Origin of the sequence: Bradyrhizobium sp., from assembly GCF_049512235.1 — a bacterium.
In the GTDB taxonomy this organism is placed as follows: domain Bacteria; phylum Pseudomonadota; class Alphaproteobacteria; order Rhizobiales; family Xanthobacteraceae; genus Bradyrhizobium.
The window spans coordinates 1-12,620 of record NZ_JBEKXH010000171.1 but is presented as its reverse complement, the minus strand read 5'-3'; the positions used below and the strand labels follow the sequence as shown (position 1 = coordinate 12,620).

General features: G+C 61.4%; 11 protein-coding genes. 4 read left to right on the top strand and 7 right to left on the bottom strand.

Going from position 1 to position 12,620, the window contains the following annotated elements; all coding sequences use genetic code 11:
• Positions 1-50 precede the first annotated feature (50 nt).
• Complete coding sequence (locus tag ABSG20_RS17175) at positions 51-1,673, top strand: ABC-F family ATP-binding cassette domain-containing protein (protein ID WP_423865708.1); 1,623 nt, start codon at positions 51-53, stop codon at positions 1,671-1,673.
• A 433-nt stretch (positions 1,674-2,106) separates the two neighbouring features.
• On the opposite strand, the gene ABSG20_RS17170 is transcribed toward ABSG20_RS17175, so the two are convergent.
• The 4 genes from ABSG20_RS17170 to ABSG20_RS17155 form a co-directional block, all read right to left on the bottom strand.
• Positions 2,107-2,754 (bottom strand): hypothetical protein, encoded by a 648-nt coding sequence (locus ABSG20_RS17170; RefSeq protein ID WP_423865707.1) that lies wholly within the window; start codon positions 2,752-2,754, stop codon positions 2,107-2,109.
• Entirely contained in the window at positions 2,754-3,302 is a 549-nt protein-coding gene (locus tag ABSG20_RS17165; protein ID WP_423865706.1) for a c-type cytochrome, read from the bottom strand. Before ABSG20_RS17165 ends, ABSG20_RS17170 begins: the two co-directional genes overlap by 1 nt.
• Before the next feature lie 92 nt (positions 3,303-3,394).
• Entirely contained in the window at positions 3,395-5,188 is a 1,794-nt protein-coding gene (locus tag ABSG20_RS17160) for a PQQ-dependent dehydrogenase, methanol/ethanol family (RefSeq protein ID WP_423865705.1), read from the bottom strand.
• A gap of 152 nt (positions 5,189-5,340) precedes the next feature.
• Positions 5,341-5,808, bottom strand: a complete 468-nt coding sequence (locus ABSG20_RS17155; RefSeq protein ID WP_423865704.1) for a copper chaperone PCu(A)C — start codon at positions 5,806-5,808, stop codon at positions 5,341-5,343.
• Positions 5,809-6,354: 546 nt separating this feature from the next.
• Between ABSG20_RS17155 and ABSG20_RS17150 the strand changes: the two genes are divergently transcribed.
• From ABSG20_RS17150 to ABSG20_RS17140, 3 genes are all read left to right on the top strand, one after another.
• The gene (locus tag ABSG20_RS17150; RefSeq protein ID WP_423865703.1) at positions 6,355-7,983 is read left to right on the top strand and encodes a GMC family oxidoreductase; all 1,629 of its coding nucleotides are present in this window, start codon (positions 6,355-6,357) and stop codon (positions 7,981-7,983) included.
• A 211-nt stretch (positions 7,984-8,194) separates the two neighbouring features.
• Complete coding sequence (gene sbmA / locus ABSG20_RS17145) at positions 8,195-9,415, top strand: peptide antibiotic transporter SbmA (RefSeq protein WP_423865702.1); 1,221 nt, start codon at positions 8,195-8,197, stop codon at positions 9,413-9,415.
• Positions 9,416-9,525: 110 nt separating this feature from the next.
• Positions 9,526-9,705 (top strand): rubredoxin, encoded by a 180-nt coding sequence (locus ABSG20_RS17140; protein WP_423865701.1) that lies wholly within the window; start codon positions 9,526-9,528, stop codon positions 9,703-9,705.
• 208 nt (positions 9,706-9,913) lie between these two features.
• Here the strand turns inward: ABSG20_RS17140 and ABSG20_RS17135 are convergent, their stop codons facing one another.
• From ABSG20_RS17135 to ABSG20_RS17125, 3 genes are all read right to left on the bottom strand, one after another.
• Positions 9,914-10,723 (bottom strand): sulfite exporter TauE/SafE family protein, encoded by an 810-nt coding sequence (locus tag ABSG20_RS17135; protein WP_423865700.1) that lies wholly within the window; start codon positions 10,721-10,723, stop codon positions 9,914-9,916.
• A gap of 400 nt (positions 10,724-11,123) precedes the next feature.
• Positions 11,124-11,798 carry an HAD family hydrolase gene (locus tag ABSG20_RS17130; protein WP_423865699.1) on the bottom strand — a complete coding sequence of 225 codons (675 nt, stop codon included), beginning with the start codon at positions 11,796-11,798 and terminating at the stop codon, positions 11,124-11,126.
• Positions 11,799-12,389: 591 nt separating this feature from the next.
• The coding region (locus ABSG20_RS17125; protein WP_423865698.1) for a hypothetical protein at positions 12,390-12,620 on the bottom strand (231 nt) is incomplete at its 5' end.

The window sequence follows — 12,620 nt, the reverse complement described above, 5'->3', positions numbered from 1 at the left end:
CACATGGCCTAAGCAGCGGCCGCGATATCCCGCTCCAGCTACGTGTGCCCATGATTCGTCTCGACAACATCAGTAAGCAGATCGGTCACCAGATTCTCTTCATCGAGGCGTCCGCGGCGCTCCAGAAAGGTGAAAAGGTCGGCCTTGTCGGTCCCAACGGGTCCGGCAAGACTACGCTGTTCCGCATGATCACCGGGCAGGAACTCCCCGACGAAGGCCAGCTCGTGGTCGATCGCGGCGTCACCATCGGCTATTTCAGCCAGGACGTCGGCGACATGTCAGGGCGCAGCGCGGTGTCCGAGGTGATGGAGGGCGCCGGTCCGGTCAGCCTGGTTGCCAACCAGCTGCATCAGCTGGAGGCCGCCATGGCCGATCCAGACCAAGCCGAGGAGATGGAAGACATCATCGCGCGCTATGGCGAGGTGCAGCACCGCTTCGAGGAGCTCGACGGCTACGCGCTGGAAGGCCGGGCGCGCGAGGTGCTGGCCGGCTTAAGCTTCAGCCCGGAGATGATGGATGGCGATGTCGGCGCGCTGTCGGGCGGCTGGAAGATGCGGGTGGCGCTTGCGCGCATCCTCCTGATGCGCCCCGACGCGATGCTGCTGGACGAGCCGAGCAACCATCTCGATCTGGAGAGCCTGATCTGGCTGGAGCAGTTTTTGATAGGATATGAAGGCGCGCTCTTGATGACTTCGCACGATCGCGAATTCATGAACCGCATCGTCAACAAGGTCATCGAGATCGATGGCGGCACGCTGACGACCTATTCGGGTAATTACGAATTCTACGAGGCGCAGCGCGCGCTGACCGAGAAGCAGCAGCAGGCCCAGTTCGAGCGCCAGCAGGCGATGCTCTCAAAAGAGATAAAATTCATCGAGCGCTTCAAGGCGCGCGCCTCGCACGCCGCCCAGGTGCAGAGCCGGGTCAAGAAGCTGGAAAAGATCGAACGGGTCGAGCCGCCCCGGCGCCGCCAGACCGTGGCGTTCGATTTCCTCCCCGCCCCGCGCTCGGGTGAAGATGTGGTTAGCTTGAAGAAGGTGCAGAAAGGCTATGGCAAAAGGCGCATCTACGACGGGTTTGACTTCACGGTGCGCCGCAGAGAGCGCTGGTGTGTGATGGGCATCAACGGCGCCGGCAAGTCGACGCTTCTGAAACTGGTGGCGGGCTCGACGCCGCCGGATGACGGCACGGTGGCGCTCGGCGGCAGCGTCAAGATGGGCTACTTCGCCCAGCACGCCATGGACCTGCTCGAGGGCGAGCGCACGGTGTTCCAGTCGCTGGAGGATTCGTTCCCGCAGGCCGGCCAGGGTAGCTTGCGCGCGCTCGCCGGCTGCTTCGGCTTCTCCGGCGACGACGTCGAGAAGAGATGCCGGGTGCTGTCGGGCGGCGAGAAGGCGCGCCTGGTGATGGCGATCATGCTGTTTGATCCGCCCAACTTCCTGGTGCTGGACGAGCCCACCAACCATCTGGACCTCGCGACCAAGGAGATGCTGATCACGGCGCTGTCGCAATACGAGGGCACCATGCTGTTCGTCTCGCACGACCGCCGCTTCCTGGCCGCGCTGTCCAACCGGGTACTGGAACTGACGCCCGAGGGCATTCACCAGTATGGTGGCGGCTACACCGAATATGTCACGCGTACCGGGCAGGAAGCCCCGGGCTTGCGGAGCTAGCCGTAGCGAGCGGCGGTCTTCTCCCTCGCCCCGCGCTTGCGGGGAGAGGGTGGGGTGAGGGGCTCTCTCCATCAGCTCGATTCGCTGAGAGTCCCCCTCACCCGGAAATGTCGCTGCGCGCCGCCTCCGACCTTTCCCCGAGGACGTTCCCGATGACAGGCTCCGCGACGAGGAGCCCTTACGACGAAGCAAACCAACTTTCGTTTTGCGGCACCAAAGCTGCATTGCTTCGCTGTCATCGGGCCGCGCGGTCGCACGACCCGATGGCTCGCAATGGCGGTTTGGCTGTTTGACATTTGGGTCAGGAAAAAATCCGGAGGGGTGCGCAGGGCCGACGGGCCGCGCGGGTGTGCGCCGTGGACTCTGCCACCATGTTCAAGCGAGAGGTGGCACGGCGCTCTTCGCGCCTTTTGCCTACCCTCCGAAATGCTTGCTACCCTTTGACAGCCAAAATACTGATCCGCGTTTCATCGGTAAAATTCTTCAGCTCCTCACCTTCATGGCGAAACAACCGGCGCTCGATCGTGACGGTGCGGTCGTTCACCGACTTGCGGCATTGCTCATTGACATAGACCCCGCCGACCGGCTGCTCGTCGGCCGCCGGCTGGCGCTCGGTGCAGTTCCAGCCCTCGGCGCCGTAGCGGGACTTCGCCTGCGCGCCGAGCAGGAACGCCTTCTTGTGCATGTAGAGCCGGGAATTCGGATCGGTCGCAATCAAGAGGCCGGCGACGATGCCGGTGTCGTCCACCAGCAAGGTCAGGATCACCGGATGACCGGCGACTTTCGTCCCCTCGCGATCGATCGCCGGATCGTAGCCGAACCGGATCGCGCGCAGCTGCGACGGGCCGACCGGGCAATCGGCCCATTGATTCCAGTTCTCCAGCTTGCCGGCAGAGCCGTTCGCGCAGGCCAGATCGGCGTAGCCCTGGCTCGGCAGCTCGCGCGCGGCCATGCCGATCCGGATATCGCGCAGGTCATTGGCACTCCGGTCATCGGCGCGTACCGGCGCGACAGACAGCACCAGGACCTGAAGAAGAATGGCGACCAGTAGGGTCGCCACCACGGTGTGGACTCGTAGCATCACTGTGTCTTTCCCGTACTCTCCGCCGATTGCGCCGGCTCGCTCTTGTAGATGTTGCAGACTTTCGAGCCCTCGGAGAAAAAGCTGATGCAGTCGGCATAGCTGGGCTCGCCCTTGCCCTTGATATGCGCGATCACGTAGTCGGCCACCGCACTGATGTCGGCGGAGCGCAGGAAGATGTTGGCCTCCGGCGGCATGTGGCCGGCCATGTCGGCGCGATGGCTGCCGTAGCATTCGATTTCGTCATAGGCGTCACGCAAGAAAAAGGGCATGCCGGTGCCGGGACGGCCGCAGCCTACGGTCTCGGCAATCTGCTCGCGCGACAGCTCGGTCCGGCGCAGCGACAGCGCGTCACCGCCATAGCCGCCGCCGCCATTGCCGTGCCATTTATGACACCCCATGCAATTGGCGCGCTTGTAGACAGCCTTGCCGGCGTCGGTCGGATCCGGCGTCGCTTGCGCCAGCGCCGTGCCGCTTGCCAGGCATGTGGCCAGCGTGAAGCCGATCGAGACCGCGATGGCGCGCATCGAAATATTGAAGCCGTTCATCGGATTTCTCTGTTCGATTTTCTTTGTGATTTATTTTTGCGGAACCAGGTCGGAGGGCTCGGGTGTCACCGAGCCCTCCAGATCGCAAAAGCCTAGAGCGCGAACACGTAGAGCATCGAGCCCGGCTGCATCTTCTTCAGCTCAGGCGTGGAATCGATGAACCACTTGTCCCAAGCCCCACCCATTCCGACCAGGATCGCGATGTACTGTTTGCCGTCAACCGCGAAGGTGATCGGTGGCGCGCTGACGCCGCCGCCGGTGTTGAACTCCCACTTTTTCTCCAACGTCTTGCCGTCGAGCGCCATCACTTCGCCCGAGGGTTGGCCGGTGAACACCAGATCGGGCGTCGCCAGCATGCCGCCGAGCAGCGGGAACGGCGTCTCGAACTTGCCGGAGACCTTGCCGGTGGTGACATCGACCGCGGTGACGCTGCCGGTGATGCGCACGGGCTGGCTCGGTCCGCCGCCGGTGAAGAATTCGCGCGGCTTGAGCTTGTCCGGCGTCGTGACCTCGACCTTGATGTGGTTGCAGCTTTCGATCACGGGGATATACCAGAGCTTTAGCTCGGGATTGTAGGCGGTCGGCGGCCAGTTCTTGCCACCCATGTTGCCCGGGCAGATATCCGTCTCCATGTTCTCACGGCTCGGCGTCACTGCCGCATTGTAGTGTTGCACCGGCTTGTTGGAATCATATTCGATCGGCTTGCCGGATTCCGCATCGAGTCCCTTGGTCCAGGTGACCTTCTTCACGAACGGCAATCCCCAGATGAACTTGCCGGTGGTGCGATCGACCGCATAGCCAAAGCCATTGCGATCGGCCTCCAGCGCCAGCTTCAGGGGTCCGTTCGGCCCGGGCACGTCGACCAGCACGTTCTCCGCCACGCTGTCATAGTCAAAGGGATCGTTCGGCGTGTGCTGATAGTGCCACTTGATCTTGCCGGTATTGGCATCGAGCCCCAGTGAACTGTCGGTGTAGAGATTGTCGCCGGGCCGATACTGGTTGTCCCAGTCCGGTCCGGGATTGCCGACGCCCCAGACGATGGTGTCGGTCGCCGGATCATAGCTTCCGGTCACCCAGGTCGATCCGCCGCCGCTGGCGGCGGCGTTGACATCGTCCTTCCAGGTGTCGCTTCCTGGCTCGCCCTTGCCCGGAATGGTGTGGGTGCGCCAGACTTCCTTCTGGGTTGAAAGATCGGTGGCCGCGATCCAGCCGCGGATGCCGTATTCGGCGCCGGCGACGCCTGATATCGCCATGTTCTTCACGATCAGCGGCGCACCGGTAATGACCTCGCCCTTGTCAGGATCGGCGACCTTGCGCTGCCAGGCGACCTGGCCGGTGTCCTTGTTGGTTGCAACCAGCCGGCCGTCGAGGGTATGAGAAATCACCAGATTGCCCGACAGCGCCACGCCGCGGTTGTCGACCCCGCAGCAGGCGACGGCGCCGGCCCAGTCGTGATCGGTCTTCGGATCCATTTTCCAGACCAGCGATCCCTTCCCGCCATGGGTGTCGATCTTGTAGACCGAGCCCCAGCCGTCGGTGACATACATGAAACCGTTCTCGACGATCGGCGTGCCTTCGAGACCGCCATGGGTCCAGATGCCGCCGCCTTCGACGCCGCCGAGCTGCATGGTCCAGGCGACTTTCAGGTTTTTCACGGTATCGCGGTTGATCTCCTTCAGGCTGGAGAAGCGCTGCGCCGAGAAGCTCTTGTGGTGCATCAGCCAGTTCCCCGGCTCCTTGTCGGCGTTGAGCAGTCGTTCCTGCGTGACGGTTGTGTCGTCGGCGGCGCGGAGCGGCGTCGGGCCGAGCGTCCCGGCCAGGACCAACAGGCCGGCGAGTACGGTGGATCTCAGGAGCAGTTTTCGTATCGAGGCTAAGCCTGTCATAATGGTGTTTCCTCCCGTGGCGTCTTCGTTGAAGGGTTTGACCGCCCGGCATGGCCGGGTGGTCGGGTGAGAAGCCTTTTGTCAGTGAGCAGTTTTTCAAGGTCTTCGGCCAACGGATCCCGTGAGACCGTCGATCCATGGGTTCGCCGCCGCTATCTCGGGCGGATGACATGCACCTCCGTTTCCAGCTTTCCGGCTTTCTGAAACATGAGTGAACAGCTGAAAGTGTCACCTTCGGCGAGGACCTGCCGGGTTTGCAAAAGCATCACATGATAGGCCTCCGGCTTGAGCGTGATCTCGCCGGCCGCCGGCACCGGGATCGACTTGATGGCGCGCATGGCCGGCGCGCCTTCGCCGCGATCGACCGTATGCTTCTCGGAGAAATTGGCGGCCGGACAGCTGACGCGCAGCAGCGCATCCGCTTCGGTTGATTGGTTCTTGATGGTCATCAGCAGCGGCACGTCGACGCCTTGCGTATCAGAGACCGGCACCCAGGCGTTCGAAACCTGCAGGGCCTGCCCCTCGCCGGCGAAGGCAGAAACGTTGGCCAAGCCAAACGCCAAGGCGCCCGCTTGCGCAGCATTCAGGTAACGGCGACGGGCAGCTCCGATCGCGGCCACTGATCACGCCCCCCGCAAGCCGGCAGTCCTGGGCCCGACAGCAACGGCACAGCCTACGGTCGATGCCGTGGATCGCTCGCTCATCGGTGTTCCCCCCGATTGGTGTTGTTGTTATCGCGGTCGCTGGTATGCATTGCACTTGCAAAAATGCAAGATGTCAAGCTCAGGTTGTGGGCGGTACCTTGTGGTCGCCCTCCTTCGGCGCCCCCCGCACCCACCTGCTCAATCCAAACGGGTCGGTCGTAGGCCGGTGTTGAACCCGCAAACGATGAGGTGGCGATGTTTTTCTTGTCAGTCTCGATGAATTGTTTTCAACCTCTCAGGCTTGGGATCTTCATGTTGATGAGCCAACCGAAGCCCGAGGGCGGTAACCAACGCTCCTCCCCGCCTTCGCGGGGTAAGACGAGCCTCTGTTGAGGAATTTGCGTAGGGTGGGCAAAGCCAGCGGAGCGCGCGAACGCGCGAACCGTTGGCGTGTCCACCAGTTCGAGCAGGAGGTGGGCACGGCGCGAAGGGCGCCTTTGTTTGCCCACGCTGCGATTCCATATGTCGCAAGGCAAAACGGCTCGAACAGGGAGAGCGCGCGTGCAAGAGTTCGACTATGTCGTCGTCGGCGGCGGATCGGCCGGTTGTGTGGTGGCGAGCCGCCTCAGCGAGGATCCTGATGTCACGGTGTGTCTGCTCGAGGCCGGCGGGGCCGGCAATGGCTGGGTGGTGACGGCGCCGATCGGGATTGCGATCATGGTCCCTTCTAGCAGAAACAACTGGGCGTTCGATACCGTGCCGCAGGCGGGACTCAATGGCCGCAAGGGTTATCAGCCGCGCGGCAAGGCGCTGGGCGGATCGAGCGCGATCAATGGCATGGTCTATATCCGCGGCCATCGCACCGACTATGATGGCTGGGCGGCGCTCGGCAACGCCGGCTGGGCCTATGACGATGTGCTGCCCTATTTCAAGAAATCCGAAAACAACGAGATCGTGCACGATGCCTTCCACGGCCGCGGCGGCCCCCTCAATGTTGCAAGACTCAGAACGGAAAATCCCTTTCAAGACTTTTTCCTGGAAGCCGGGCGGCAATTGCAGCTTCCCGTCACCGACGATTTCAACGGCGAAAATCAGCTTGGGCTCGGCATCTATCAGGTCACCCAGAAAAATGGAGAACGCTGCAGTGCCGCGCGCGCCTATATCGAACCGAACCTGTCGCGCCCCAACCTCAAGGTCGTGACCGCGGCACCAGCCAGCAAAATTGTGTTCGACGGCAAACGCGCCACCGGCGTCGAATTCGGCCGCGACGGCAAAACCAGTTCGGTGCGGGCCCGGCGCGAGGTCATTGTCAGCAGCGGCGCGTTTCAGTCGCCGCAGCTGCTGATGCTGTCAGGCATCGGCAATGCGCCGGATTTGCAACGCCTCGGCATCGAAGTCGTGCACCATTCGCCCGGCGTCGGCCAGAATCTGCAAGACCATATTGACTTTGCCTTGAGCTACCGTTCCGGCAGCCTTGATCTCTTCGGCAGCAGTTTCGCCGGCCTGTGCCGGCTCTGGCGCGAGATCGGACGTTACCGCAAGCGCAGGGTCGGCATGATCACCTCGAACGTCGCGGAATGCGGCGGCTTTCTCAAGACCGATCCGAACCTTGCCGTGCCAGATATCCAGCTGCATTTCAGCGTGGCCATGGCCGACAATCACGGCCGCGCAAGGCATCTCGGCCACGGTTTTGCATGCCATGTCTGCCTGCTGCGTCCGAAGAGCCGCGGCGCGGTGACGTTGCAAAGCGCCGATCCGGCGGCGGCTCCGCAGATCGATCCGAAGTTCTACGATCATCCCGACGATCTCGAGACCATGGTCAAGGCCTTTAAGATCACCTGCCGCATCATGGATGCCGAGCCTCTGGCAAAATGGCGGACCGCGGAAATGTACAGCGGGAATGTTCGCTCCGACGACGACATTCGCGCCATCCTGCGCAATCGCTCGGATACGGTCTACCATCCGGTCGGGACCGCCCGCATGGGCGTCGACGCAATGGCCGTGGTCGATCCGCAATTGCGCGTGCGCGGGGTCGAGGCCTTGCGGATGGTGGATGCCTCGATCATGCCGACCTTGATCGGCGGCAATACCAATGCGCCCTCGATCATGATCGGCGAGAAAGCCGCCGCCATGATCCGGGCCGCGCCATGAGTTCGTTCTACTGGCCGGCCCCGCCAGGCGAAGGGACAAGCCAAGGGAAATGCGCCGCCGGATAGTTTGCCATGTTTGCGGCCAGGATCAGCCTCGCCATCCCTGATCTTCCTTAATTTCCGTCCATTTGGTGTTTCGGCCCTTTCGCCGCGGACACCGTATCCTATAAACGGGTGCGAAGGTCCTCTCACCCGAGCGTGGATATCCAGGCATGTTTGTTTCATTTTTCCCCCGCCCCAAGCTGTTCTTCCTGTCGGCCATCCTCTGGACAGCGCTGGCGATGACATTCTGGTATGGCTACGCCGATGATCTCGTGGGGTCGTCGGCGTCGCCCGCGGTCGGCGTGGCGATGTTCTGGTCGACGCGGTCGCTCTGGTTCGATCTCTATTTTGTCATCAGCGTCGCCCTCTTCGCGGGCGCCTGGATGGTGGTGGCTCCGCATCCCTGGGCGCCGTGGTCGATCCTCGGTTCGGCGCTGATCCTGTTCACCACCTACTTTCAGGTCGAGGTCAGCGTCGCCATCAACAGCTGGTATGGAGCGTTCTACGACCTGGTCCAGGCCGCGCTTTCAAAACCGGGGACGGTCACGATCGAGGAGTTCTACAGCCAATTGTCGACTTTCGCCGGCATCGCGTTGGTCGCGATCACGGTCGCGGTGATGACGCATTTCTTCGTCAGCCACTACATCTTCCGCTGGCGCACGGCGATGAACGATTTCTACATCGCCAACTGGCCGCGGCTGCGCACGATCGAGGGCGCTTCGCAGCGGGTGCAGGAAGACACCATGCGGTTTGCAACCACCGTCGAAGGTCTTGGCGTCAATCTCATCAGTGCTGTGCTGACGCTGCTGGCCTTCCTGCCGGTTCTCGTCAGGCTCTCCGGTGATGTCACCGAACTGCCCCTGATCGGTCCCATCCCCTATCCGCTGGTGTTCGCCGCGATCATCTGGTCGGTGCTTGGAACCGGCGCGCTGGCGCTGATCGGCATCCGCCTGCCCGGGATCGAGTTTTTCAACCAGCGGGTCGAAGCGGCCTATCGCAAGGAACTGGTGCTCGGCGAGGATGATCCGGCCCGCGCCGATCCACCGACATTGAGCGAACTGTTCGCAAACATTCGCAGGAACTACTTCCGGCTTTATCTGAACTTCATGTACTTCAATGTCGGCCGCTACGTTTATCTGCAGAGCGACCAGGTCTTTCCCTACGTCCTGCTCGGACCGACCATCGTTGCCGGCAAGATCACGCTCGGAGCCATGCAACAGATCCTGAATTCGTTCGAACAGGTCAGAACCTCGTTTCAGTATCTGGTCAATGCGTGGAGCACCATCGTCGAACTGATTTCGATCTATCAGCGGCTGCGGGGTTTCGAGGCCCAGATCGAGGGCGAGCCGCTGCCTTCGATCGAGACCCGGACCGAGCCGCTGTCGTTGTGATCAGTCGGTTCGCAATGGCTGATAGAACCGAGAAGCGATCTCGCATATACGCCTAAATTCCGCCATCGAGTTTGTCGGACCGAGCCTTCCTTAGCAGATGGAAAATCCAGATGAGCAGCGAACCCTTCAAGACCTGGCAGTGCCGGACCTGCGGCTACATCTACGACGAAAAAAAGGGCGACGCTGAAGAAGGCCTGGCGCCGGGCACCAGATGGGCCGACATTCCCGACGACTGGGTCTGCCCGGTCTGCAGCACGCCGAAGAGCGATTTCGATATGGTGGAAGTATAGGGGCCAGCGCTCGCGAAGCGCGACCAGCGACGATGCGCCCATCGTCGCCGGCGCCCGCCAGTCAGAACCGGTGGACGAGGTTCGGCACCGCCGCCGCTGGACAAGCGCCGAACTGGCCAGGAACTTTAGGGTTGTTCGCGAGCTTCGGCAGCAAAGCGAGATTGCGCTGATCTACCTCACTCGAAAAGTCGGGCGCCAATGGCGGGCTTCACGTCAAGGCCGAATACAGCAGGTGCGCGCCGTTTAACACCAGAAACAATGCGAATAACCCCGCCAGCATCCGCGAGGGCAGCCAATGCGCGACTGCCACACCGAGGCGCACGGTTACGAGGGTTCCTGCAACCAGAGCTATCAGGGCGGGCAAATTGATGTAGCCAATCATCCAATGACCGAGCGGTACGTTGCGGCCTTCCCAGGCATAAGCAAGCGCCCCTGCCAAGCTTACCGGCAATCCGATGGCTGCCGAAGTGCCGATTGCGAGCTTCGGCTCCATGCCGGCAGCCTTGAAATAAGGCGTGAACAACGTCCCTCCTCCGATCCCGGCCAGCGCCGCAATGCCCCCGAAAGCCAGACTGAAGATATTCAGTGCGAACGAACACCGTGCCACCATCTGCAGCGCGGCCAGCTTCGACACATCGGTAATCATCAAGGCAGCCGCGAAAAACTGAAAACAAGCCACGAAAGTGAGCAGCGGGATCGCTGGCGTTTCGGCGGCAACCGCACTGCCGAAGGCGACGCCGACGACCACCCAGGGTGCGGCGCGGCGGATCATCTCGGTCGAGGTGCTACCCCGTCGGTAATGGCCATAGGCGCTCTGCGCCGCCGAAAATACGATCGCCGCCATGGATGTTCCGAGAGACATGGCCACCGCTTGCTGCGTGGCGATCCCTGTCGTCGTGAATGCGTAGACGAGGACGGGAACCATGATCAGGCCTCCGCCAATGCCGAACAGCCCTGCAAAGAACCCCGCTGCAACCCCACTCAAACCAAATACCGCGAAAATCAGTTCGCTGGCCATTCTAACCTCCATCCTCGGAGTTCGGTGGTTACTGACTGACGCCAGACTCCCAAGCTGCGAGAGGGCGCCACGCGCGTTGCCGACCCACGCACTGGCCCGCAATTCCGTTAGGTTTACGAAGCTGATTTACCGCAACGAAAACGCTCGACAGGACTTTTCAGATGGCATCTTCGGTTGATCAAAAATAATGATCGTTGATGCAATCATCACGATGTGGCCGCCCCACGACGGGGTCAGCCGTTTATACTCCTCGACGCTGCAAGCCGATGTGAGCTAGTTCACAAGCCAATGTCGATTTGGTACGCTTGCAGGTTGGCGATCATCCGCCGTGGCGCGTGCGACGCTTTCGTAGCGCGGGTCGATCTGCGGATGAGGCTCGTGTCGAGCGCGCGGGTGCGTATCACCAATTCATTGTCGCCGAGACCAATTTGATCAGTTCTGGATCGTCAAAGGTCTTGGCCGTCATGAGTGCACCGGCTTCGATCATATCGGCATGGCTGAGGCTCGTGCGAATTCCTATGGTCGCAATGCCTGCAGCGGACGCAGACTTGATGCCGGAGCGGGAATCTTCGAACGCCACGGCCAGATTGGGGGCGGCGTTAACCGCGCGCAAGCCTTCCAGGTATGGCAGCGGATGCGGCTTGCCGTGCGGAAGTTCATCGCCGATCACAACGGCTTTGAACCGGTGCATGATCCCGAGTCCGGATAGCAGCATTTCGGCATTCAGACGTGGAGCGTTGGTAACCGCGACCATTGCAATACTTGCCTGATCCGCGAGGGCCAGAAGTGTCATTAATCCCGGCGTCGGCTTGATCCGACCAGAGACGAGGTTGCGGAAGGCTGTTTCCTTCTCTTCCATGATGGCAACTTGACGATCCGGCGGCTCATTCGCCAAAAATCGCTCGATGATCGAGGCGTTGGAAAAACCCTGAAGTTCGATCGAGAAGCGTCCGTGATCAAAGACATGACCACGGGGGCCTAAAACCAGTTTGAAAGCTTCCAAATGAAGCGCGTCGGTGTCGGCGAGCGTGCCGTCAATGTCGAATAGCAACGCCTTTTCTGGTCTTGGCGGCATCCAGGAGTTCCCAACAGCGTGCACGGCGACCCAGGATTCAATCAAGGCACTTTAGAGCATTTTCCGAAAAAAGGTGGACGCCGGCTTGCCACAGACTGGCCTTGGTATTCGCTCACGGAGATCAATCCGCCCTGCGACCCCTGCACGCCTAACGCTGCCGCGTCCACCGCATCTCATCCCGCGTGTCTGACGATCGCGATACGCCCCATCTGGAACGAGACGGGGTAGTTATGAACTGATTCGAACAGAAAAGCAACAATAATATTTTTAGCAGGTGGACTTGAACAGTCCCGAGACACCAGATCTAGCCCGCCGGGCCATCGGCTTTTGTGATACGGCGGCGGTAGCGTCAATCCGCCGTGGCCCATCGCGAGCCCGTCGCGGAATCGAATGACTTCCGTTGTCGGGGCCCAACGTTGGTGACAGGTCTCGCTGCTGGCTCGAACTGATCGCGAATGACAACAGAGCGGACCTTCACTCGTTTTGCTTTAAGGTCGTAGCGCGCGACGCGGAAGCTGGGCTCGGCGACGCACCCGGTATCGACGGTACAGTTCCTGTCAACGCGGATGGCCAAGTGAAACCTGGCTTCCTTCACATGAAACTGCCGATAGGGTGACGTCCGCGCATATCATTGCGCGGTGCGCGTTCGCCTCGACGCGCCGTTTTGCCATCGACAATCGGATCAACAGGCGACTGTTGAACGAGGTCAGTGGTGCTTCGCGCAACGTCTATCCACAGCACGGACTTGCGGAGATGGATTCGGCTGAATATGGATTGATCCTGGATCTTGAATAGGCACCAGCGGGGTAGCCGACCCGGCGA

Excerpts from the sequence above, each read along its gene's own strand:
- ABSG20_RS17135 (WP_423865700.1), bottom strand. The coding sequence starts at position 10,723 with ATGGCCAGCGAACTGATTTTCGCGGTATTTGGTTTGAGTGGGGTTGCA.
- ABSG20_RS17165 (WP_423865706.1), bottom strand. The coding sequence starts at position 3,302 with ATGAACGGCTTCAATATTTCGATGCGCGCCATCGCGGTCTCGATCGGC.
- ABSG20_RS17175 (WP_423865708.1), top strand. The coding sequence starts at position 51 with ATGATTCGTCTCGACAACATCAGTAAGCAGATCGGTCACCAGATTCTC.
- ABSG20_RS17140 (WP_423865701.1), top strand. The coding sequence starts at position 9,526 with ATGAGCAGCGAACCCTTCAAGACCTGGCAGTGCCGGACCTGCGGCTAC.
- ABSG20_RS17160 (WP_423865705.1), bottom strand. The coding sequence starts at position 5,188 with ATGACAGGCTTAGCCTCGATACGAAAACTGCTCCTGAGATCCACCGTA.
- ABSG20_RS17150 (WP_423865703.1), top strand. The coding sequence starts at position 6,355 with ATGTCGCAAGGCAAAACGGCTCGAACAGGGAGAGCGCGCGTGCAAGAG.
- ABSG20_RS17130 (WP_423865699.1), bottom strand. The coding sequence starts at position 11,798 with ATGCCGCCAAGACCAGAAAAGGCGTTGCTATTCGACATTGACGGCACG.
- ABSG20_RS17170 (WP_423865707.1), bottom strand. The coding sequence starts at position 2,754 with ATGCTACGAGTCCACACCGTGGTGGCGACCCTACTGGTCGCCATTCTT.
- sbmA (WP_423865702.1), top strand. The coding sequence starts at position 8,195 with ATGTTTGTTTCATTTTTCCCCCGCCCCAAGCTGTTCTTCCTGTCGGCC.